This is a genomic window from Streptomyces sp. NBC_00223 (genome assembly GCF_036199905.1).
Lineage (GTDB): Bacteria > Actinomycetota > Actinomycetes > Streptomycetales > Streptomycetaceae > Actinacidiphila.
In genome coordinates this window covers 4,101,774-4,122,338 of the sequence record NZ_CP108109.1, presented here as the reverse complement: position 1 = coordinate 4,122,338, position 20,565 = coordinate 4,101,774, and the positions used below count along the sequence as shown (strand labels likewise).

Sequence of the window (20,565 nt, the reverse complement as noted above, 5' to 3'; positions counted from 1 at the left end):
AACTGACGTCCCCTCGCCCGTGCGGCAGCCGCTGCGATCCCCTCCACCGCCAGGGTACGGTCCCAGCCAGGGAAGGCGGGAGCATTCGACCGGCGGCTACCATCCGTGGCGAAGCATGTCCGTGCACCCACCCGGGGGTGAGCCACATTCGTACGGAGCCAGCAATGACCTACCGCGGCCTGATCCTCGACTTCGGGGGCGTCCTCACCATCCGGATGCGGCTCAACGGCGAGGCCTTCGAGCGCAGCGAGGGCCTGGTCCCCGGCACCTACTTCCACGCGCTGGACGAGCATCCGGACGGGGTGGCGATCTACAAGGCGCTGGAGGTCGGCGAAGCCACCCAGGAGCAGTGGAACCAGGTCATCGGCGGCATCCTCCGCATCGACCCCACCGACCTGATGCGGCGCGCCCTGGCGAACCTCCACCTGGAGCCCCGCATGGTCGACGCCGCACGCCGCGCCCGCGCCGCCGGCATCAAGGTCGCCATGCTCTCCAACAGCTTCGGCCTGACCCCCTACAACCCCTACCAGGCACTCGGGATGTGGGATGGGGAATGGGACGCGATCGTGCTGTCCGAGCAGATCGGCGTCCGCAAGCCCGATCCAGGCATCTACCTGCACACCCTTGAACAGCTACAACTGCCCGGCGAGGACTGCGTGTTCGTCGACGACCACGCGATCAACCTGCCACCCGCCGAGGCTCTGGGCATCCGCACCATCCACCACACCGACGCCACCGAGACGGTGACGCAACTGGACATGCTGCTCAGCTGCGCCACGCCGGCGACCTGATCCGGCGGCGACCGCATCGGGCTTGAGAAGCGTCACCCACCCCTTCTGTCCGCTCTGCCCGCGAGGGATGACGGGCTCCAGGGCGATCCCGCTCGTGCGGGTCGTGAAGTGTCGGCATCTTCGATCGCGGTGCCGTTCTTTTCCTACCCCAATGCTGCTCGCGTTCAGCGACTGAGCGGCGCTGCGGGTCGTGGCTCAGGGCCTCCGTCAGTGTCGCTTCGCTGGCATCTGGCGGTCTGCCTGCGCGGTATGAGGGAGTGTGCTTCCCGTTGTGTCCGCGGGTGCGCCTGTGGAGGTGTTGCGGTGAGGGCGGGCGCTGGCGGCCCGGACGCGGGCGGCGTGGCGTTCGGTGGTCTGGTGGTGGAGGCGCCAGTTGAGGACTTCGGCGGGGTGGTCGGCAGTGTCGAGTTCGCGTTGCCGGGCGATTGCGGCGAGGGCGTGGCGGGGTTTTTGGCCGGTGCTTTCGGCTTTGGCGAGGGTGGTGGCCAGGGCGGGCCAGGCGGGGTCGGCGAGGATGCTAGTCGTGTGTTCGGGAATGGTGGCTCGTAGGTCGGTGGCGTAGCGCTGGGCGGTCTGCGGGCTGGGTGTGCGTGAGGCGAGGTCGGCCAGGACGGGTTCGGCGGCCTGCTGGTAGGCGGTCCGCAGGTGGACGAGTGTCTGGTGGGCTGCCGCGGCCTGTTGCCGGTGGCTCCGGGTTTCGTTCCAGCGGGCCAGGGCGATGAGCGTGAGTACGGCGGTGGACAGCAGCCCTGCGACGGCTGCACCGCCGTCATTGCCCGAGCCGAGGGCGTGGAAAAGTTCCTTGGCAGCGGTGCGCAGGGCGGCGGCGCTCCGGTGTTCGGCGCGGATGGCGGAGCGGTTGGCCCGGTTGAACGACGCCGCGGCTGCCCGAAGTTCGGCCCGCGCGTGGGCGGGTGCGGTGGCGGCGGCGTTGTGGAGGAGTTCGCCGAACGCCGCAGCCTGGGCCTGGATCACGCCGTCCTGATCCCGGCTGCTGTCGGCTTCCTGGTCGAGGAGGCTGGCGTGGAGGTTCCGCAGGGCAGTGTCAGCCTGGTCCCACGGGCTTGGGCCAGCAGTGTCGGCGGTGGGCTGGTCGGTGGCGTTGTGGGCGTTGAGGCGTTCGCGCAGTCGGTTGATGGACAGGTCGGGGGCGAGCGTGGAGCCGCTGAAGTAGATCGGCTCGCCGTGGCGGTTGGTGTCGTCGGGTGCGGCGAGGCTGTATCCGGTGGTGTCGCCGGTCTGCGGGCCGAGCCGGTACTTGATGCTGATGCCGAGCGCGCTGAGCGTGGAGAAGTACTCGGTCTCGTCGCGTGCGGCGGCTGCGGCCGCGTATGCCTGGTCGCGCAGCCACTCCCGTGTCGTCTCGGTGTTGCCCGCGCGCTGGGCTTTGGCCTGTTCGGCGCTGGTGGGCGTCGGTGCTGCGGTGAAGTCGCCGGATTTGATTCGGCGCAGGCCGAGTTCGGCTTCGATCTTGCGGCACTCGGCTTGGGCGCGCTGGCCGTCGCGGTTGGTACGGGGACGGCGGCCGTCCTCGCGGACGCTCGTGGCCATGATGTGGATGTGGTCCTCCGCGTGGCGCACCGCGATCCACCGGCATCCGGCGTCGTCGCCGTCGGGGGCGATGCCGGTGGCGTGCACGACCCGGCGGGCGACCTGCGCCCATTCCTCGTCGGTGAGGTAGCGGTCGCCGGGTGCGGTGCGGACGGGGCAGTGCCATACGTGCTGGGGCACCTTCTTGCCGGTGCGCTGCTCGCGCACGCGGACGGGCTGGTCGAGGTAGTCGGCCAACTCGTCCAGGAGGGCGTGGTGCTGGTCGAGGGGGGCGCGGCCGGGGTCGGGGATGCCGGGCATGGCGAACGCGGCGACGATGTGGGGGTCGGTGTGTTCGTCGCGGCGGCCGGGGCCGTAGAGGTAGGACAGCAGGCCGCGGGTGCGGGAGCCGGTGGAGACGTCAGGCACCATGCCGGCACCCCCGGCACCCGGATATGACGTGTTCGAGTGCGAGGCGGGCGGCGCGGGCCAGTGCGTGGACTTCGGCCAGGACGTCATCGGTGGTGTCGGGCCAGGTGCCCATGTTGATGGCGCGGGCGATCTGGTTGAGGTTCACGCCCACGCGGTGGATCTCGCGCAGCAGCTGCCCGCACAGCCGGGTCAGGTCCTGGAGCGCCTGCGGCGAGGGCAGTGCCGGGACACCGTCGGGGCGCTGGTCGCCGAGGTAGGCGTGGGCGAAGGTCAGTGCGGCGTCCATCAGGAACGCCGACCGCGACCGCTTGGCCGCCTTGGCGGCGAGGTCGATGAAGTCCCGCTCGGACGGCTCAGCCGAGCACGTCAGCTGGATGTCGCGCTTGGTGCCGCTGCGCGGCCGGTAGAGGATCTCGCTCAGCGGCCGACGGCTCGTGACGAGACCGTCGGATTCGACCGGCAGCGACGGGACATCCAGCGCGGCGACACCACGGTGGACGAACGCGTCGGGCGTGAGGGTCGGCGCGAAGCGCTCGGGATGCCCGTCGTCGTGATCCTGTCCCGGGAGAAGGCCGCGCTCGGCCTCCCCTTCCCCGGTCCGGGCCCCGTGGGCCCGGTCGATGCCCGCCTCCGACGGGGCGGGCTCAAGCGCGAAGTCCGCATCGCCCCCGGCGATGTGGACTTCGCTCCAGCTTGCTCCGCCCGAGTGGCCGGTGAAGGTCCGGCTGATCCGTGCGAGGACTCCGGGCTTCTTCCGAGGCTGGTCCATGGTTGTACTCCTGGGCGTGGGCATGGCTGTGTGGGCGTAGGGGCGTGCGACCCATCCCACCCGTTGCGTTGCTGGTCAGTCGGGTACGGGTGGATCTCGTGATGCGGGTCGACTCGTCACGGGGAAGTGACCCGTCCCCGCGCTGACCTGCACGGGGACGGGTGGTACGGGTCGGTGGGGGTTTACCGCCCGGCCGAGGACACCTTTTCGGGGCGGGGGCAGTAGCGGGTCCAGGCGTCGGTGAACTGGTTGCGGGTGAAGCCCCGGCGCTGGGTGTCGCCGGGGAAGCGGCGGTTGGCCGAGCTGATCCCGTAGTCCTTCAGCAGCAGTTGCAGGCCCCGCGGGGTCAGCCCGCTGGTGCCGTACTCGCGCCACGGCCCCTCCGGATCCGCGTTCAGGGCACTCAGCAGGGACTGCGTCGACAGCGCCTCCGGGTCCCCCAGCCCGGCGAACACGGTGCGGATGTCGGCCAGGATGCGGGTCTTCAGGCCCGTCTCCTGGTCGTTGCCCTCCTCGTGCGCGGTCATCACCCGGCAGGCGTGCCGGGCGCGCTGCGGCCATCCGCCGCCCGCGAGGTCGGCGACGACCACCAGCGGCTCCCAGGTGTCCGCCGCCCGGTCCTCGACCGGCATCACCGGCTCCATCGCCGCCGCCGTATCGGTCAGCGGCACCAGCCATCCCGCCAGCCGGTCCCGCAGTCCGTGCAGCACCGGGGTGTCGTAGCGGGTACGGAACGCCCGAACGCTCTCACCCGGCCCGCGCCTGCGCATCCGCACCACCACCGCCCGGTCCATGATCGTGTCGGGCAGGTCGCCGATCCCGGCCAGCGCGGCCATGGCGAACGTCGCGAACTTCGTCGGCCTGTGCTCCGGGCCGACGACCCGGGTGGTGGGGCGGTTGCGCTGGTGGCCGGAGTTGAGCAGGCCGCGCATCTCCTCGTTCTTCTCCGCGACCTTCACGCTGCCGAAGATGGTGTCGGCCTCGTCCACCAGCAGCGTCGGCGGCTGCTCGGTGATCGACCGGAAGATCGCCGCCGGGGTCGAGTTCACCGTGATGAACGGGTCGTGGACCGTGTCGTGCAGCACGTCAAGCAGCCGCGACTTCCCGCACCGCTTCGCCGGACCCACCACCGCCAACCGCGGCGCGTGCTGCCAGGCCGGTTGCAGATGGGTCGCCGCTATCCACAGGGTGACCGCGTCCAGGGCCTCGCTGGAGGGCATGACCACGTACCGGGCAATCGCTGACCGCAACTCGGTCAGCAGGTCAGCGCCCTCCGTGGCCAGGACACCGGCCCCTGACCCGGTCGGTCCGGTCGGCTGGCCGGGGTCAGTGACCGCCGCCCGGTCACCGGTCACGTCCGGCTGACCGGAATCCCCGGTCAGCCGGTCACCGACCGGGTGACCGGTGACGGCCCGGCGGTCGGTGGCCGGACCGGGCAGACCGGCTGACCGGTCAGTGACCGGCCGCCGTGGAGCTCCTGTCAGGCACCCGACCGGTCCGGTCGCCGCCGCGAGCGGGCCGTTGGCCACCTGACCCGGGCGGCCCGGTATGGCCACCGGCGGCCAACCCGCGTCAGGAGATGCGCTACCAGCGCCTTGCGTCGTACTGTGCATGGGTATCTCCTCCACCGACGGCACCGTGGCTGGCAGGCCCGGCACCACCGAATTGATCGTTCACACGCGGTTCAGGGGAGTTCGCTCGGCCCTCGGCGTCTCAAGCGCCGGGGGCCGCACTGCGTTCGGCGCCGGGCGTCAGGCCGCCAGGTCCACGGCCTGCTTGTCCACCCACGCCTCCACCTCCGCCCACCGGTAGCGCAGGTGGCGGCCGAGCTTGTGGACCTTCGGCCCGATGCCCCGGTGCCGCCACTGGTAGAGCGTGGCGACGGGGACTCCGAGGTAGGCCGACAACTCCGCCGGGGTGGCCAGCGGGCGCCGGTCATGCAGGGCCTTCTGCGTACTGGGCATGGAACCGCCTTTCGGGTCTGCGGATGGCCATTCGCAGCCAACATAGCCACGAGCCGGTGAACCATCCAGCGGGATTGTGACCGAAAAACACGGGCGGACCAAATAGGCCCCCTTGCTCCAGTGGAAACCACCCTGAAACGGGATCAGACAGAACGGCCCCGGCTGGCACCCCACCCTCACCAGGAAGGCGCCAGCCGCAACCCGACCCGCCCCACCAGCCAAGATCACAGCCTTGGACACCGCAACACCCAGCAACACAACCCAGCACAAAGAAAAGCTCCGGACCATATCACCACCGCCGCAGCAATGGAACCAGTACCCGCCGCACACCAGCCAGAGGCGTCTATCACGGAATTACGACTTGCCCAAACCGCAGACTCCAAGGGAACCTCCCACAACATTCGCCAGCCCCACCCGAAGGGGCAAAAGAAAAGGGAGATCCCGTGGACAACAGCCCTACCCCACCAAGCCACCGGACCGGTGCCTGATGGCACGCGTCTGGATAGAGGACCGCGCCGGCCACACCGCGTACCAGCGCGCGGTCGCCAAGGCCAAGCAGACCGGACACACGCCACCCGGCCGCTGGCGCGTGCGCTGGTACGGCCCCGACGGCAAACCGAAGATGAGGGTCTTCGACTTGAAGGTGAGGGCGGACAGCTTCCGCTCCCAGCTCCAAGCCCGGCTCGGCGACGGTTCGTACCGCGACCCTGCTGCCGGCCGCGTCCTGTTCGCCGTAGTGGCCGAGTCGTGGTTCGAGAGCCAGCTCCACCTCAAGCGCTCCAGCCGGGCCCGCTACCGGATCGCGCTGGACACGCACGTTATCCCCAGGTGGGGCTCGACGTCTGTGGACAGGATCCAGTACGACGACATCGCCGCCTGGCTGGCCGAACTGGCCGCAGGCAAGACGACCAACGGACGCCCCCAGGCAGCACGCTCGATCCGCAAGACCTACGTGGTCCTCAGCCGCGTGCTCGGCTTCGCCGTCAAGTCCCGCCGCCTTGCCTTCAACCCGGCCACCGGCGTGCCACTGCCCGCCATCAACCCCGCCGATCACGTCTACCTGGACGAGGTCCAGGTAGAAGCCCTCGCCGACGCGGCCGACAAGTACCGCGCTTTCATCCTGCTGCTCGCCTACACCGGCCTCCGGTGGGGCGAAGCCTCCGCCCTGAAGGTCGGACGGATCGACCTCACCGCCCGCCGCGCGCACATCGTGGAGGCATTCGGCCTCGACGGCGGCAAGCTCTACCTGGACACACCCAAGAACCACGAGCGGCGGTCCGTACCCCTCAGCGCCTTCCTCATCGAGGAGCTGAAACCGCACCTCGAAGGGCGAGACGCTGACGAACTCCTCTTCACCGGCCCCCAGAACGGCGCCCTACGTGCCAGCAACTTCGTCCGCCGGGTCTTCGACCCAGCCGTCAAAGCGGCCGGTCTCGGCCACCTCCGCGTCACACCCCACAAACTTCGCCACACCGCCGCCTCACTCGCCATCGCCAGCGGCGCCGACGTCAACGTCGTCCAGACCATGCTCGGCCACAAGTCCGCCACCATGACCCTCGACGTCTACGGCCACCTCTTCCCCGACCGCCTGGACGAGGTCTCGAAGAAGATGCACAAGCGCCGCGCCCGCGTCCTCGCCAAAGCGAAAGCCAAAGCCGCGAAGGCAGCGCGGAAGGCGCAGGAGGCGGCGGCCGAACTGGCTGCCCTGCAGCAGGCCGCAGACGAACCGCTTCGGTAGGCGACGAGCGCTTCATCACGAAGGGCGAAAAGACTGCGCCGCCACGAAAGATCAAGGCGGTACGCACCGAGTAGAACTCGGTGCGTACCGCGCATCACGGGCAGTGACGCGGCAACGCCAACTGCCCGATGCCCTTGTCGTGGAGTCCGTGACACCCGGGCTCTGGAGCAGTACGTCCAGGAGGCGCCTTCCACGAGCCTGGTCGGGGCCGTGAAGTCTGACAAGCTCATCCGGGCAGGCACACATTTTGGGACAGTGCTGCATGAATTTTTTGCTGCCGTGCAGGTGGAACATGGGATTCCCATCCCTGTGTATATCCGCCCACACCGTTAGTGCGGGACACTCATGCACCAATTGGCCTGTCGCAGCGGGCATTGGCTGGGCGGTCGTTTATCGAAGTGCCAAACTGACCGGGCGCCGCCAGTGACGGCAATCACCCGGCGTGGCAAAGAAGTTGGAGTCCGTAGCCCAGGGAAGGGCGTGCATCATGCGTCGTGAGCAGGACAGCGTTACCGAAGTGCTGTACACGTCAACACTCCACCGTCGACCGAACGTCCGCAGGTATGTCTACGTCCTGATATGCCTAGTGTTCGTACTGGTTGTCTCTGCGCAAGAAGCAGGAGCACCGGCAGTCCTTGAGTGCTTCGCCGTCGCTGTCTCAGCCGGTGTGCAACTTATGCAGTACGTGAAGCCTTCCACCGTGCAGCACAACTGCTGATCCTGCGCGGATGGGACGCCGGGAGACTCCTGTGCGCACCAACAGTAGGCCCCTGAGTGATCTGGTGCTTTGGCTCCGGTCACAGCGCCAGAACTCGGGGCTCACGTACGCACAGCTTGCCGCACGTACTGGTGTCAGTTCCTCGTCACTGTCTCGTGCCACCAAGGGCGAGCGAGCGCCGAGCCTGGCTGTCGTGGAAGCGTTCGCCGCCGGGTGCGGCGCCGATAGGCGCAAGGCACACGCCTTGTGGCGCAAGGCCCGCTATAACGCCGATCTCGGCAGAGATCAGGTGCCGATGATGCCCGAGTACATCCACAATTTCGTCCAACTCCATGCCGCCATGCTGGAGCTGTACAACAAGGCAGGCAGTCCTTCGCTGCGCTGGCTCGAGTCCACGATGGCGGGTCGGCACGGGCGTCTCCCCCGCAGTAGCCTCAGTAGGGTGCTACGGGGCCAGGCCATTCCACGCAAGGAGTTGCTCGTGGCCTTCGTCGAAGCCTGCACCACGAATGGGCGTCTCGACACCGAGGTGTGGGTGGCTGCTTGGGAGCAGGCCAGTCAGAAAGCACGGTACGACCACGCCGTGCGCCGCACCAGGAGTACGAGCAGCGGGGACGATGGGCTGTGCTCGGCCTTGCATGCAGCCGAGGAGCGGCTCGGTCAGCTGACTGAGTTGCGGTCAGCCCGCACTCGACAGCGCGCTGAAACCCTGGCACTGTACCGGGCGCTTCCGGATAGGCAGTTCGGCACTCACTTCCAGAGCGGTGCCCTCCTCGAAGCATGGGACGAGGACGGCCGAAGCCGAATCCGTAGACAAGAACTACTTCATCAGTTGACTGATGCGGACGCGGCGGTCAGCAACGTTCAGGCGGAGATCGAGGAACTGGGCGCGCGCGTGGCGGCGCTGCGCGGACGCCCGACGGGGAAGGGGACCAACGCCGGCCTCCAGAGACCTTGAACCTTCGGGATACCGAGGCCGTCCGGCTCTTGCGACGAGGGAGACCCTGCGCTGCACGCAGACGACCGTCGGTTACGCCTCCAGGTTGCTGTGCCGAAGCGCTCTGAGCCGTGTTCCCTGCATGCATGGGTGAGTGCTTCCCAAAAACTTGGGCGCCCGCCTGCTACCCGGCCCCGTCCGCCCTGGAACAAGCAGCCGCCTGATGTGTGCCATATGCGTGCCGCACGCCGACGGCCCCCTCACCCGTGCCGGGTGAGGGGGCCACTGAACTGCGTAAACACCTGTGGAGCCTAGGAGATTCGAACTCCTGACATCTGCCTTGCAAAGGCAGCGCTCTACCAACTGAGCTAAGGCCCCTCGTCGCAGACAGCGTACCTGGTCCGTCGCGTCGGGCCGACCTCGAATCCCGGGTACGTAGGATGTCCGGCGGGATTCGCGGCCGCAAACGGGAGAGCGCATGGACATGTCGTCGCAGGACCCGGCCACCCGCGCGCAGGAGGCCATGGAGCTGCAGCGGGGCTGGTACGGGGAGCCGTTGGGCGATCTGTTCCGGCGGCTGATCGGCGACCTGGGGCTCAACCAGGTCCGGCTGGCCGGCGTGCTCGGGCTCTCCGCGCCGATGCTGTCGCAGCTGATGAGCGGGCAGCGGGCGAAGATCGGCAACCCCGCGGTCGTCCAGCGGCTCCAGGCGGTCCAGGAGCTGGCCGGGCAGGTCGCCGACGGGCGGATCGGGGTGATGGAGGCGGCGGCCCGGATGGACGAGATCCGCGACTCCGCGGGCTCCTCCGTGCTCAGCACCACCACCCACTCCGTCTCCGGTGCCGCGTCCGCCCGCCAGGTGGTGCACGGCATCCAGGACGTGCTGCGCTCGGTGGCCTCCGCGAGCGAGATCGAGCAGGCCGCGAACACCCTCGCGCCCACCCACCCGCACCTGGCAGAGTTCCTTCGTGTGTACGGCGCCGGGCGGACCAGTGACGCGTTCGCCCACTACGAGGCGCACCAGGACTGACGGTACGAGGCGGCGCGCGGCAGGACGTCGAAGGGGGCGGACGGCACACCATGGGCGAGGTCTTCGCGGGCCGCTACGAGCTGGTGGACCCGATCGGGCGCGGCGGTGTCGGCGCGGTCTGGCGTTCCTGGGACCACCGCAGACGCCGTTATGTCGCCGCCAAGGTGCTCCAGCAGCGCGACGCCCACGCGCTGCTGCGGTTCGTGCGCGAGCAGGCGATGCGGATCGACCACCCGCATGTGCTCGCCCCCGCGAGCTGGGCGGCCGACGACGACAAGGTGCTGTTCACCATGAACCTGGTCCGCGGCGGCTCGCTGTCGCACCTGATCGGGGACTACGGGCCGCTGCCGCCGCGGTTCGTGAGCGTGCTGCTCGACCAGCTGCTGTCCGGACTGACCGCCGTGCACGCCGAGGGCGTCGTCCACCGGGACATCAAGCCCGCCAACATCCTGCTGGAGGCCACCGGCACCGGCACCCCGCACGTACGGCTGTCGGACTTCGGCATCGCGATGCGCAAGGGCGAGGCCCGGCTGACGGAGGCCGACTACGTGGTCGGCACGCCGGGTTACTTCGCGCCCGAGCAACTGCTCGGCGGCGAGCCCGACTTCCCCGCCGATCTGTACGCGGTCGGCCTGGTCGCCCTCTATCTGCTGAGCGGGCAGAAGCCGGACGCGCAGGCCATCGCCGAGCGCTTCCTGACGACCGGTATGCCCGCGGCGCCCCTGGGGGTGCCGGAACCGCTGTGGCAGGTGATCGGCACGCTGCTCCAGCCGGACCCGTACGCGCGCTTCCGTACGGCGACCGGGGCCCGCAAGGCGCTGGCCGCCGCGGTCGAACTGCTCCCGGAGACGGCGCCCGACGACGAGCCGGTGGAGATCTTCGACCAGATCGGCGCGCTGCCCGAGGGGTTCGGCCCCGAGGGGCCGCTGTCGGCCGCCCCGCAGGCCCGGCCCGCGCCCCTGACCGGCGGCTTCCCGCTGTCCCCGCCTCGGCCCACGCCATCGGGAGCCGACCGGCAGCCGACCCCGCAGCCCCTGCCGCCCCCCGCTCCGGAGCCCGTGCCCGCCGCCGCGACCCCCCGCCGCTCGCACGGCAAGCACGCCGCGCCGCTCCCCGCCCAGGAGCCCACGCCCAAGCCCACGCCCAGGCCCGCTCCCCCGTCCCCGCCCGGCGAACCGCTCACGCACACCAGGACCCGCGCCGACAGCCCCGCCCAGCCGCTGCCCCCGCCGGTCGCGGTCCCGCCTCCCGCCGTCCCCACCGCGGACACGGCCTCCGCCGGAGTGCCCGCCCGCAGGCCGGCCCCGGGACCACCGGCCCGCCTGGTGATCCCGGTCCTCGTCCTGGCCCTCATCTGCTTCGTGGTCGGCATCGTGGCCCTCGCCGCGTCCTGACCCCGCCGCTCACGGGTCACCAGGCGGGCGGCGGCCCTCCGAACCCGGTCGGCGGCACGGAGTCCCCGGCAGACGCCCGAGCCGCGGCCGCCCTGCGCCGCGCGCCCAGCGTCCACACGCCCAGCGACAGCACCAGCACCGTCCCGGCCCCCAGCGCCGCGAAGGCCAGGAAGCGCAGCGGTCCGGAGGAGGACGAACCGCCGCCCGTCGCCGTGCCGTTCGCCGAGGACACGTCGTGCGCGTCGACACCGATGCCGGCCGTGCCCGGGTCGCCGTCGTACGCGGGCGGGGCCTGCGCGGCGCCCGCCACCTCGACCCTCAGCGTGACCGGGACCGCGCCCTGGACCGCCTGGGCGACGTCCGGGTGCACGGTCACCGCGAAGTAGTACCAGCCCGCGTACCGCACCCGCTCGACCTTGCTGTCGCTCGCCGCGCGGTTGACGTACGAGACGGGCACGATCCGCTCGTTGAGCGAGGTGGGCGTGCCCTGGTAGGAGTGGCCGACGCCGTCGATCAGCTGCCGTACGGGGCTGTAGGCGGTCAGCCGCACCCCCGAACCCACGTACGTGGAGGCGTCGTTGACCTTGGCGCTGGAGAAGTCCGCGAAGACGGTGGCCTGCTGGCCCCAGTCGACGGGGACCTTGTAGAAGCGGGTCTCGCCGGGCAGCACGCCGTCCTTCCAGATGCCGGTCCGCACGGCGGCCGCCGTCGTGAAGTCGGTGCCGCCGCGGGCCTGTCGCGGGGTGCCGGTGGTGAGCGGCGTCGGCGAGGCGGTGCCGAAGGCCGGCGCGGGTTCCGCGGCCGTGCCGGGCTCAAGCGCGGGTTCCAGTACGTAGCGCAGCTCCAGCGGCCATCCGCCGGGGTCCGAGGTGCCCGCGCTGTTCCGGTGCACCTGGAGCGTGTACTGGTTGGCGTCCTGGCAGGAGGAGCCGACGCCCATCGTGCGGGCCACGGCGGTGCCGATCGGCCGCGCGTTGCCGTCGTCCTGGAAGTGGGCGTCGGCGCTGTCGCAGTTCGAGCCGTCCGCGCTGAGCAGCTTCAGCTCGATCCCGTCGCCGTACGCAACCCGCGATCCGGACGGCGGCACCGCGAAGGCCGAGGCGTAGGCGGACTCCTTGGCGTCGAGCGCGATGCCGTAGAACTTCGTCTCGCCCGGCCCGATGGTGTCGCGGTAGCTCTCCGCGGGCTTCATCGCGGGCGCGTCCGCCGTGGTGTCGGCGCCGGTCAGCGCGGCGCCGCTGGGCTGCCAGAGGCCGGGCGCGCCGGTGCCGGTCCCGTCGCCGGGCGTACTGTCGGCGGCCGCGCGGCCCTGGAAGGCGGCGAGCGCCAGCAAGGCCGCCGCGGCCGTGAACGTCATACGCTTCATGCCCCACCCCTGTTCGTACGGTTCCGCGTGCGGTGTGTCAGCGCCGCCACCCCGATTCCGGCCAGCGCCACCGCGCCGCCCGTGCCTGCCGCCAGCAGGTCCGTGCCGGTGACGCCGCCACGGCCGGCCGCCGTACGCGCCGGTGCGGGTGTCGCGGCGGGCGTCGGGGCGGCGTGCCCCGATGCCTTCCCGGCCAGCGGGGGCGCCTGGTACTGCGGTCCGGCCAGTTCCTCGCCGGTGACCCGCACCCGCAGCACCACGCCGACGGCCGCGTCCTTCGCCAACCGGGCGGCGTCCGGGCCGAGTCCGACCGCGATCCAGTAGTCGCCCGCCCGGTGCACGTTGTGCGCCGCGGCGCCGCTCACCCAGCGGTTGGTCCAGGTGACCGGGACAGTGCCGAGGCCGACCGAGACCGGCGAGCCGTCGTAGAGGCGGTCGTCGCGCGCGGTGGAGGCGTCCTGCACCGGCAGCCGGTCGGGCGCGTAGGCCGAGGTGGTGACGAAGGTGGACGTGGCGCTGTCGTCGATCCTCGGCTCGTTGGCGAACTCGGCCGCGTAGGTGAGCTGTTGGCCCCAGCCGACGTGCACCCGGTAGTAGCGGGTCTGGGCGGGCAGCAGTCGGTCCCGCCAGACGCCGGTGGTGAGCCGGGTGGCGTCGTTGAAGCCGGTGCCGCCGGTGATGTCCTTCGGAGCACCGGTCAGCGGCGCGGGCGCGGCGCCGTATTCGGTGAGCGCGGCGGCCGGGGTGGTGCCGGCCGGCAGCGGCGCCTCGGCGTCGTAGCGAAACTCGACCGGCCAGCGGCCCTGGTCGGACGCGGGGTCGCTGGTGCGGTGCACGGAGAGCAGATAGCGGCCCGCCCGGTCGCAGGAACTGTCGCCGTCGTGGCTGGGGATACGGCTGACCGCGCCCGTCAGCGTCATCGCACCCTCGTCCTGGCCGAAGTGCGTGGAGTTCGAGTCGCAGGTGAAGCCGTAGGTGCCGGTGGAGGTCAGCTTCAGCTCGACACCGTCGCCGTAGGCGACGCGGACGCCGGGCTGCGGGACTGCGGTGACCGACAGGTCGGCGGTGGAGGCGGCGTCCAGCGGGACGGCGTACCAGCGGGTCTCGCCGGGACCGAGGGTGTCCAGATACTGGCCGGGACCGATCGCGGCGGCCTTCTCCGCGGTCGCCCCTCCGGTGATCCGGTCGCCCTGGAGGCGGTAGGCGTCGGCGCTCAACTGGGAGGCGCGCACCAGCTGGCGGGCCAGCGCGGCGGCGTCCGGGGCGTCGTAGTAGGCGCCGTGTCCGGCGCGGGCGACGCACTCCAGCTCCGCGCGGGCCGCGCCCCCGACCTGGAAGCCGACGGTGTCGATCCGCAGCCCCACGCCGTCGCCCGCGTCGTCCGCGAGCCCGGCGGCGACGTCGCAGGGCTTGGGCGCCCCGCAGTTGGACTCGCCGTCGGAGACCAGCAGGATCGTACGGCGCCCGTCGGCCGGCAGATCGGCCGCGGCCTTGGTGAGCGCGAGCGCGGTGGGGGTGTCGCCCCTGGGCGTCACGGCGGCCGCGGCGCTCTTCACCGCCGCCCGGTCGAGCGGGGTGACGGGCTGGGCGAGGCCGGTGTCGTCACAGCCGTGCGCCTTGCCCGCGCCGTAGACCCGCAGTCCGGTCGGATAGCCGTCGGGCAGGGCGTCCACGACCGAGCCGATGGCCGTACGGGCGGAGGCGATCCGGGTGTGGCCCGAGCCGTCGGGGCCGGCCATCGAACCGGAGGAGTCCAGCACCATGATCAGGCTGCCGTCGCCGCTCGCGGCGCTCTCGCCGGAGGGCGGCGCCGCGTGCGCCGCGGGGACCGGGCCCAGCGCCGCCAGGGCCATCAGCAGTCCGGCCGCGGCGGTACGTATTCGGGTCCGTCCACGGGCCCGGGCCCGCTCCGGCGTTGGTCGTCGTTCCATGGCGTCACATCCCCCTGGCAGCCACGCGGTTGCGTTTGCTCAAGCAACGTAATTCATTTGCTCACGCAAACTCAAGCAGCTGCTGTCACGGTCCGGCAACAGCGAAGGTCCCGGCCGCGCAGTGCGACCGGGACCAGGAGAACGCTCCGACACCTCGCGGTGTCTCAAGGGCGTCTCACACGTTCGCGCCGGAACCCGCCGGGACCGCGTCAGTGGCTTCCGTCCACAGGTCCTGCTCGGCGCGGTCCGCCTGAATCTGTCGGTACACGAACAGCCCGGCGACGGCGGCCAGTGCGACCAGGAGAATCTTCTTCATCGAGTGACCTCCTCCTTCTTGCGTGGGACGAGCTTCTGACCCGCCCGACTATACACAGCAGCCGATACCGAACGGTGACCTACCGCCCCGCGCGTTACCCCGAATTTGCCCGCGCCACACCTCGACCCGCTGGAGATCGGCATTTCGGGCGACAGACCCGAAGACCCCATAGATGAGAACAGCCCCTCACGGGATCCGTGAGGGGCTGTTTGCGCTGGTGGGGCTACCAGGACTTGAACCTGGGGCCTCTTCCTTATCAGGGAAGCGCTCTAACCGTCTGAGCTATAGCCCCGCGCCGCATGGAAAGGTTAGCGCACACGGGGCCGTGTCCCAAAATCGGTTACTCGTCCTCGGCGAGGGTCAGCTCGACGCCGCCGACGAAGCCGGCCGACAGGTTGTAGATGAACGAGCCGAGCGTGGCCAGCGCGGTGGCCAGCACCACGTCGATGACCGCGATGACGGTGGTGAACACCATCACCCGGGACAGCGACAGGAAGGCGACCAGGTCGAAACCGCCCTTGCCGCTCTGCTCCGAGGTCGTCGCGTCGCTGATGGTCGAACCGACCTCGGTGAACACGCCCATGGCGTCCAGCACCATCCACAGCACGGCGACGGCCACGATCGTGCAGATGCCCAGCGCGATGGAGAGCAGGAAGCTCACCTTCATCACCGACCAGGGGTCGGCCTTGGACACCCGCAGCCGGGCCTTGCGGGTCCGCGGCACGGTACGGGCCGCGGGACGCGGCTTGCGCACCCCGGCCGCCGCCGCGCCGGCCCCGCCCAACGGCACGGGCCCGCCCGGCGGCTGGGGCGGCGCGTATGCGGACGGCGGCTGGTGCGGCGGTGGCTGACGGGTGTCCGTCATGGCGTAAACCCCCTCCTGCGGACCGCTGAGGTCGGCCGAGCCATGGGCACCCCCGGTCCTTCCGGCCCCACCCGCGGCGCCCGTGGCTCCACTCACGGCTTACTCCTCCGGTTCACCGGCCGCGGGCTCAGTGCCCTCGGCCGCAGTGTCGTGCTCTTCGGTGCCGGCCACAGCAAGGGCCGCCTCCGGATCATCCTCCGCCTCGGCGTTCCGCGCGATACCGACGACGGCATCCCGCTTCCCGAGGTTGATGAGCTGAACACCCATGGTGTCACGGCCCGTCTCCCGCACCTCGTTGACCCGCGTACGGATCACGCCACCGCTCAGGGTGATGGCGAGGATCTCATCGGTCTCCTCGACCACCAGCGCCCCGACCAGCGAGCCGCGGTCCTCCACGATCTTCGCCGCCTTGATGCCGAGACCGCCACGGCCCTGCACCCGGTACTCGTCGACCCGGGTGCGCTTGGCGTAACCGCCGTCGGTGGCCGTGAAGACGAACGTACCCGGCCGCACGACGTTCATGGAGAGCAATTCGTCACCTTCGCGGAAACTCATGCCCTTCACACCGGACGTGGCCCGGCCCATCGGCCGCAGCGCGTCGTCCGTCGCGGTGAAGCGGATGCACTGCGCCTTCCGGCTGACCAGCAGCAGATCGTCCTCGGCGGAGACCAGCTCGGCGCCGATCAGCTCGTCCGAACCGCCCGCGCCGCCCTCCGCGCCATCGGCGTCGCGCAGATTGATCGCGATGACACCGCCGGACCGCGGGGAGTCGTAGTCCTTGAGCGCGGTCTTCTTCACCAGGCCGGACTTGGTGGCGAGCACCAGATACGGCGCCGCCTCGTAGTCCTTGATGGCCAGGATCTGGGCGATCCGCTCGTCGGGCTGGAAGGCCAGCAGATTCGCCACGTGCTGACCGCGCGCGTCCCGCCCGGCGTCCGGCAGCTCGTACGCCTTCGCGCGGTAGACCCGGCCCTTGTTGGTGAAGAACAGCAGCCACTGGTGGGTGGTCGTCACGAAGAAGTGGTCGACGATGTCGTCCTGCTTCAGCTTCGTGCCGCGTACGCCCTTGCCGCCGCGCTTCTGCGACCGGTAGTCCTCGGTCTTGGTGCGCTTGACGTAACCGCCGCGGCTGATCGTGACGACGATGTCCTCTTCGGCGATCAGGTCCTCGATGGACATGTCGCCGTCGAAGGGCACCAGCTTGCTGCGCCGGTCGTCGCCGAACTTGTCGACGATGGCCTGCAGCTCCTCGCTGATGATCTGCCGCTGCTTCTCCGGGGAGGCCAGGATCGAGTTGTACTCGTTGATCTTCGCCTGGAGTTCGTCGTGCTCGGCGATGATCTTCTGCCGCTCCAGGGCGGCCAGCCGGCGCAGCTGCATCTCCAGGATCGCGTTGGCCTGGATCTCGTCGATCGTCAGCAGGCCCATCAGGCCCTCGCGCGCGATCTCGACCGTGTCGCTGCGCCGGATCAGCGCGATGACCTCGTCGATCGCGTCGAGCGCCTTGAGCAGACCGCGCAGGATGTGGGCGCGCTCCTCGGCCTTGCGCAGCCGGAAGCGGGTACGCCGGACGATGACCTCGATCTGGTGCAGCACCCAGTTGCGGATGAAGGCGTCCAGCGAGAGCGTCCTCGGCACACCGTCGACCAGGGCCAGCATGTTGGCGCCGAAGTTGGTCTGCAGATCGGTGTGCTTGTAGAGGTTGTTCAGCACCACCTTGGCGACCGCGTCGCGCTTGAGCACGATCACCAGGCGCTGCCCGGTCCGCGACGAGGTCTCGTCACGGACGTCCGCGATGCCGCCGATCTTGGCGTCCTTCACCAGGTCGGCGATCTTCTGCGCGAGGTTGTCCGGGTTGGTCTGGTACGGCAGCTCGGTGACGACCAGGCACTGCCGGTTCTGGATCTCCTCGACCGCGACGACCGCGCGCATCGTGATGGAGCCGCGGCCCGTACGGTACGCGTCCTCGATGCCGCGCCGGCCGACCACCAGGGCGCCGGTCGGGAAGTCCGGGCCCTTGATCCGCTCGATCAGCGCGTCGAGCAGCTCCTCGGGGGTGGCCTCGGGGTTGGCCAGGCACCACTGGGCGCCCTCGGCGACCTCGCGCAGGTTGTGCGGCGGGATGTTGGTCGCCATGCCGACCGCGATACCGGCCGAACCGTTGATCAGCAGGTTCGGGAAGCGGGCCGGCAGGACCGTCGGCTCCTGGTTGCGGCCGTCGTAGTTGTCCTGGAGGTCGACGGTCTCCTCGTCGATGTCCCTGACCATCTCCATGGACAGCGGCATCATCTTGCACTCGGTGTACCGCATGGCGGCGGCCGGGTCATTGCCCGGGGAACCGAAGTTGCCGTTGGAGTCGACCAGCGGCATCCGCATCGACCAGGGCTGCGCGAGGCGGACCAGCGCGTCGTAGATCGAGGCATCGCCGTGCGGGTGGTACGTACCCATCACGTCGCCGACGACGCGGGCACACTTGTAGAAGCCCTTCTCCGGCCGGTAGCCGCCGTCGTACATCGCGTACAGCACCCGGCGGTGCACGGGCTTGAGGCCGTCCCTGACGTCCGGCAGCGCGCGCGAGACGATGACGGACATCGCGTAGTCGAGATAGCTGCGCTGCATCTCCGTCTCGAGCCCGACGGGCTCGACGCGCAGTCCGCCGGACTCGTTGCGCAGCTCCTGCTCGGAGTCGGGGAGGTCAGGGGCGGGGGGAACGTTGGAAGTCTCGTCGGCCATCGCTGTCAGATTGTCCTTTCACACGGCCAAAATCGGGGCCGACTCAGATGTCGAGGAACCGGACATCCTTGGCGTTGCGCTGGATGAACGAGCGCCGCGCCTCGACGTCCTCGCCCATCAGCACCGAGAACAGGTCGTCGGCCTGCGCCGCGTCGTCGAGCGTGACCTGGCCGAGCACACGGTGGTCGATGTCCATCGTCGTGACCCGCAGTTCCTCGGCGTTCATCTCTCCGAGGCCCTTGAAGCGCTGGATCGAGTCCTCGCGGATCCGCTTGCCCTGCTGCTTGCCGAGATTCGTCAGCGCGTCGCGCTCACGGTCGGAGTACGCGTACTCGAAGTCCTCGCGGCCCCACTTGATCTTGTACAGCGGCGGGCGGGACAGATACACGTGTCCGGCCTCGACCAGCGGTCGCATGAAGCGGAAGAGGAAGGTCAGCAGCAGGGTGTTGATGTGCTGGCCGTCGACGTCGGCGTCCGCCATCAGGATGATCTTGTGATAGCGGAGCTTGGCGATGTCGAAGTCCTCGTGCACCCCGGTGCCGAAGGCGGAGATCAGCGCCTGGATCTCCTGGTTCTGAAGGATCTTGTCGATCCGCGCCTTCTCCACGTTGAGGATCTTGCCGCGGATCGGGAGGATCGCCTGGTACTGCGGGTTGCGGCCGGACTTCGCCGAGCCGCCGGCCGAGTCGCCCTCGACGATGAAGATCTCGCACTTCGTCGGGTCGTTGGACTGGCAGTCGCTCAGCTTGCCGGGCAGCGACGCCGACTCCAGCAGGCCCTTGCGGCGGGTCAGGTCCCGCGCCTTGCGCGCCGCGACCCGGGCGGTGGCCGCCTGGATCGACTTGCGGATGATGTCGGACGCCTCGGTCGGATTGCGGTCCAGCCAGTCCGTCAGGTGCTCGTGGACGACCTTCTGGACGTAGGTCTTCGCCTCGGTGTTGCCTAGCTTCGTCTTGGTCTGGCCCTCGAACTGCGGCTCGCCGAGCTTGACCGAGATGATCGCAGTCAGACCCTCGCGGATGTCCTCACCGGTGAGGTTGTCGTCCTTCTCGCGCAGCAGCTTCTTCTCCCGCGCGTAGCGGTTGACCAGACCCGTCAGCGCCGCGCGGAAGCCCTCCTCGTGCGTGCCGCCCTCATGGGTGTGGATCGTGTTCGCGAAGCTGTAGACACCCTCGCTGTACTGGGTGTTCCACTGCATCGCGACCTCGACCGACAGCAGCCGCTCCTTGTCCTCCGCCTCGATGTCGATCACCGTGGGGTGGACCATCTCGCCCTTGCGCGAGTTGAGGTACCGCACGTAGTCGACGATGCCGCCCTCGTAGTAGTACGAGGCGAAGAGCGGCTTGCCCTCCTCGTCGACGTGGTCCGCGCGCTCGTCGGTCAGCGAGATCCGCAGGCCCTTGTTGAGGAACGCCATCTCCTGGAGGCGCCGCGAGAGCGTCTCGAAGGAGTAGTCGGTGGTCTCGAAGATGTCCGGGTCGGCCCAGAAGGTGACCGACGTGCCGGTCTCCTCGGTGGCCTCGTGCTTGGCCAGCGGCGCCGTCGGCACACCCAGCTCGTACTCCTGCGTCCAGCGGTGCCCGTCGGTGCGGACCTCGACGGCGACGCGCGTCGACAGCGCGTTGACCACGGAGACGCCGACGCCGTGCAGACCGCCGGAGACCGCGTAACCGCCGCCGCCGAACTTGCCTCCGGCGTGCAGCACGGTCAGCACGACCTCGACGGCCGGCTTGCCCTCCGAGGGGACCACGCCGACCGGGATGCCGCGCCCGTTGTCCACCACGCGCACGCCGCCGTCGGCCAGGATCCTGACGTCGATGGTGTCCGCGTGACCGGCCATCGCCTCGTCGACCGAGTTGTCGACCACCTCTTGCACCAGGTGGTGCAGGCCTCGCTCACCGGTCGAGCCGATGTACATGCCGGGGCGCTTGCGCACCGCCTCGAGCCCTTCCAGCACGGTGATCTGGCTGGCGTCGTAGGACTTGTTGGAGTTCTCGTTGGGGTTGCCGGAATCGGCCACGAAGCGCCCTTTCTGGCACAGCACGAGCCGT

Annotated in this window: 15 protein-coding genes and 2 tRNA genes; 5 read left to right on the top strand and 12 right to left on the bottom strand. The window is 70.0% G+C overall.

Going from position 1 to position 20,565, the window contains the following annotated elements; genetic code table 11:
- Positions 1-164 precede the first annotated feature (164 nt).
- Positions 165-791 carry an HAD-IA family hydrolase gene (locus tag OHA30_RS17350; protein ID WP_328914757.1) on the top strand — a complete coding sequence of 209 codons (627 nt, stop codon included), beginning with the start codon at positions 165-167 and terminating at the stop codon, positions 789-791.
- Between the two features lie 207 nt (positions 792-998).
- On the opposite strand, the gene OHA30_RS17345 is transcribed toward OHA30_RS17350, so the two are convergent.
- From OHA30_RS17345 to OHA30_RS17330, 4 genes are all read right to left on the bottom strand, one after another.
- Positions 999-2,753, bottom strand: a complete 1,755-nt coding sequence (locus OHA30_RS17345; protein ID WP_328914756.1) for a relaxase/mobilization nuclease domain-containing protein — start codon at positions 2,751-2,753, stop codon at positions 999-1,001.
- Positions 2,743-3,522, bottom strand: a complete 780-nt coding sequence (gene mobC / locus OHA30_RS17340) for a plasmid mobilization relaxosome protein MobC (RefSeq protein ID WP_328914755.1) — start codon at positions 3,520-3,522, stop codon at positions 2,743-2,745. The genes OHA30_RS17345 and mobC overlap by 11 nt, the downstream gene beginning before the upstream one ends.
- Before the next feature lie 182 nt (positions 3,523-3,704).
- Positions 3,705-5,135 carry a DUF3631 domain-containing protein gene (locus OHA30_RS17335; protein WP_405785561.1) on the bottom strand — a complete coding sequence of 477 codons (1,431 nt, stop codon included), beginning with the start codon at positions 5,133-5,135 and terminating at the stop codon, positions 3,705-3,707.
- A gap of 138 nt (positions 5,136-5,273) precedes the next feature.
- Positions 5,274-5,486 (bottom strand): helix-turn-helix transcriptional regulator, encoded by a 213-nt coding sequence (locus OHA30_RS17330; RefSeq protein ID WP_328914753.1) that lies wholly within the window; start codon positions 5,484-5,486, stop codon positions 5,274-5,276.
- Positions 5,487-5,973: 487 nt separating this feature from the next.
- Here OHA30_RS17330 and OHA30_RS17325 point away from each other — a divergent pair, with 487 nt between their 5' ends.
- Together OHA30_RS17325 and OHA30_RS17320 are read left to right on the top strand one after the other, a co-directional pair.
- Positions 5,974-7,224 (top strand): tyrosine-type recombinase/integrase, encoded by a 1,251-nt coding sequence (locus OHA30_RS17325; protein WP_328914752.1) that lies wholly within the window; start codon positions 5,974-5,976, stop codon positions 7,222-7,224.
- A gap of 728 nt (positions 7,225-7,952) precedes the next feature.
- Entirely contained in the window at positions 7,953-8,900 is a 948-nt protein-coding gene (locus OHA30_RS17320) for a helix-turn-helix domain-containing protein (protein WP_328914751.1), read from the top strand.
- A 284-nt stretch (positions 8,901-9,184) separates the two neighbouring features.
- Here OHA30_RS17320 and OHA30_RS17315 read toward each other — a convergent pair.
- Positions 9,185-9,257: transfer RNA gene (locus tag OHA30_RS17315), tRNA-Ala, on the bottom strand.
- 100 nt (positions 9,258-9,357) lie between these two features.
- On the opposite strand from OHA30_RS17315, the gene OHA30_RS17310 reads away from it, so the two are divergent.
- Positions 9,358-9,909 carry a helix-turn-helix domain-containing protein gene (locus OHA30_RS17310; protein WP_328914750.1) on the top strand — a complete coding sequence of 184 codons (552 nt, stop codon included), beginning with the start codon at positions 9,358-9,360 and terminating at the stop codon, positions 9,907-9,909.
- Positions 9,910-9,959: 50 nt separating this feature from the next.
- Positions 9,960-11,303 carry a serine/threonine-protein kinase gene (locus OHA30_RS17305; protein ID WP_328914749.1) on the top strand — a complete coding sequence of 448 codons (1,344 nt, stop codon included), beginning with the start codon at positions 9,960-9,962 and terminating at the stop codon, positions 11,301-11,303.
- A gap of 16 nt (positions 11,304-11,319) precedes the next feature.
- Here OHA30_RS17305 and OHA30_RS17300 read toward each other — a convergent pair whose 3' ends face one another.
- From OHA30_RS17300 to gyrB, 7 genes are all read right to left on the bottom strand, one after another.
- The gene (locus tag OHA30_RS17300) at positions 11,320-12,669 is read right to left on the bottom strand and encodes a hypothetical protein (RefSeq protein ID WP_328914748.1); all 1,350 of its coding nucleotides are present in this window, start codon (positions 12,667-12,669) and stop codon (positions 11,320-11,322) included.
- A complete protein-coding gene (locus OHA30_RS17295) occupies positions 12,666-14,600 on the bottom strand; it encodes a VWA domain-containing protein (RefSeq protein ID WP_328914747.1) in 1,935 nt (644 codons plus the stop codon). The genes OHA30_RS17300 and OHA30_RS17295 overlap by 4 nt, the downstream gene beginning before the upstream one ends.
- 175 nt (positions 14,601-14,775) lie before the next feature.
- Complete coding sequence (locus OHA30_RS17290; RefSeq protein WP_198535794.1) at positions 14,776-14,916, bottom strand: DLW-39 family protein; 141 nt, start codon at positions 14,914-14,916, stop codon at positions 14,776-14,778.
- Positions 14,917-15,131: 215 nt separating this feature from the next.
- Positions 15,132-15,208 (bottom strand) — tRNA-Ile (locus tag OHA30_RS17285).
- 48 nt (positions 15,209-15,256) lie between these two features.
- Positions 15,257-15,877 (bottom strand): DUF3566 domain-containing protein, encoded by a 621-nt coding sequence (locus tag OHA30_RS17280; protein WP_328914746.1) that lies wholly within the window; start codon positions 15,875-15,877, stop codon positions 15,257-15,259.
- A gap of 3 nt (positions 15,878-15,880) precedes the next feature.
- Complete coding sequence (gyrA, locus tag OHA30_RS17275) at positions 15,881-18,514, bottom strand: DNA gyrase subunit A (RefSeq protein ID WP_328914745.1); 2,634 nt, start codon at positions 18,512-18,514, stop codon at positions 15,881-15,883.
- A 43-nt stretch (positions 18,515-18,557) separates the two neighbouring features.
- Positions 18,558-20,558 carry a DNA topoisomerase (ATP-hydrolyzing) subunit B gene (gene gyrB / locus OHA30_RS17270; RefSeq protein ID WP_328914744.1) on the bottom strand — a complete coding sequence of 667 codons (2,001 nt, stop codon included), beginning with the start codon at positions 20,556-20,558 and terminating at the stop codon, positions 18,558-18,560.
- Positions 20,559-20,565: the final 7 nt, after the last annotated feature.

Bases quoted from the DNA above. Each gene is read 5' to 3' on its own strand.
- OHA30_RS17350 (WP_328914757.1), top strand. From the start codon at position 165: ATGACCTACCGCGGCCTGATCCTCGACTTCGGGGGCGTCCTCACCATC.
- OHA30_RS17345 (WP_328914756.1), bottom strand. From the start codon at position 2,753: ATGGTGCCTGACGTCTCCACCGGCTCCCGCACCCGCGGCCTGCTGTCC.
- mobC (WP_328914755.1), bottom strand. From the start codon at position 3,522: ATGGACCAGCCTCGGAAGAAGCCCGGAGTCCTCGCACGGATCAGCCGG.
- OHA30_RS17335 (WP_405785561.1), bottom strand. From the start codon at position 5,135: ATGCACAGTACGACGCAAGGCGCTGGTAGCGCATCTCCTGACGCGGGT.
- OHA30_RS17330 (WP_328914753.1), bottom strand. From the start codon at position 5,486: ATGCCCAGTACGCAGAAGGCCCTGCATGACCGGCGCCCGCTGGCCACC.
- OHA30_RS17325 (WP_328914752.1), top strand. From the start codon at position 5,974: ATGGCACGCGTCTGGATAGAGGACCGCGCCGGCCACACCGCGTACCAG.
- OHA30_RS17320 (WP_328914751.1), top strand. From the start codon at position 7,953: ATGGGACGCCGGGAGACTCCTGTGCGCACCAACAGTAGGCCCCTGAGT.
- OHA30_RS17310 (WP_328914750.1), top strand. From the start codon at position 9,358: ATGGACATGTCGTCGCAGGACCCGGCCACCCGCGCGCAGGAGGCCATG.
- OHA30_RS17305 (WP_328914749.1), top strand. From the start codon at position 9,960: ATGGGCGAGGTCTTCGCGGGCCGCTACGAGCTGGTGGACCCGATCGGG.
- OHA30_RS17300 (WP_328914748.1), bottom strand. From the start codon at position 12,669: ATGAAGCGTATGACGTTCACGGCCGCGGCGGCCTTGCTGGCGCTCGCC.
- OHA30_RS17295 (WP_328914747.1), bottom strand. From the start codon at position 14,600: ATGGAACGACGACCAACGCCGGAGCGGGCCCGGGCCCGTGGACGGACC.
- OHA30_RS17290 (WP_198535794.1), bottom strand. From the start codon at position 14,916: ATGAAGAAGATTCTCCTGGTCGCACTGGCCGCCGTCGCCGGGCTGTTC.
- gyrA (WP_328914745.1), bottom strand. From the start codon at position 18,514: ATGGCCGACGAGACTTCCAACGTTCCCCCCGCCCCTGACCTCCCCGAC.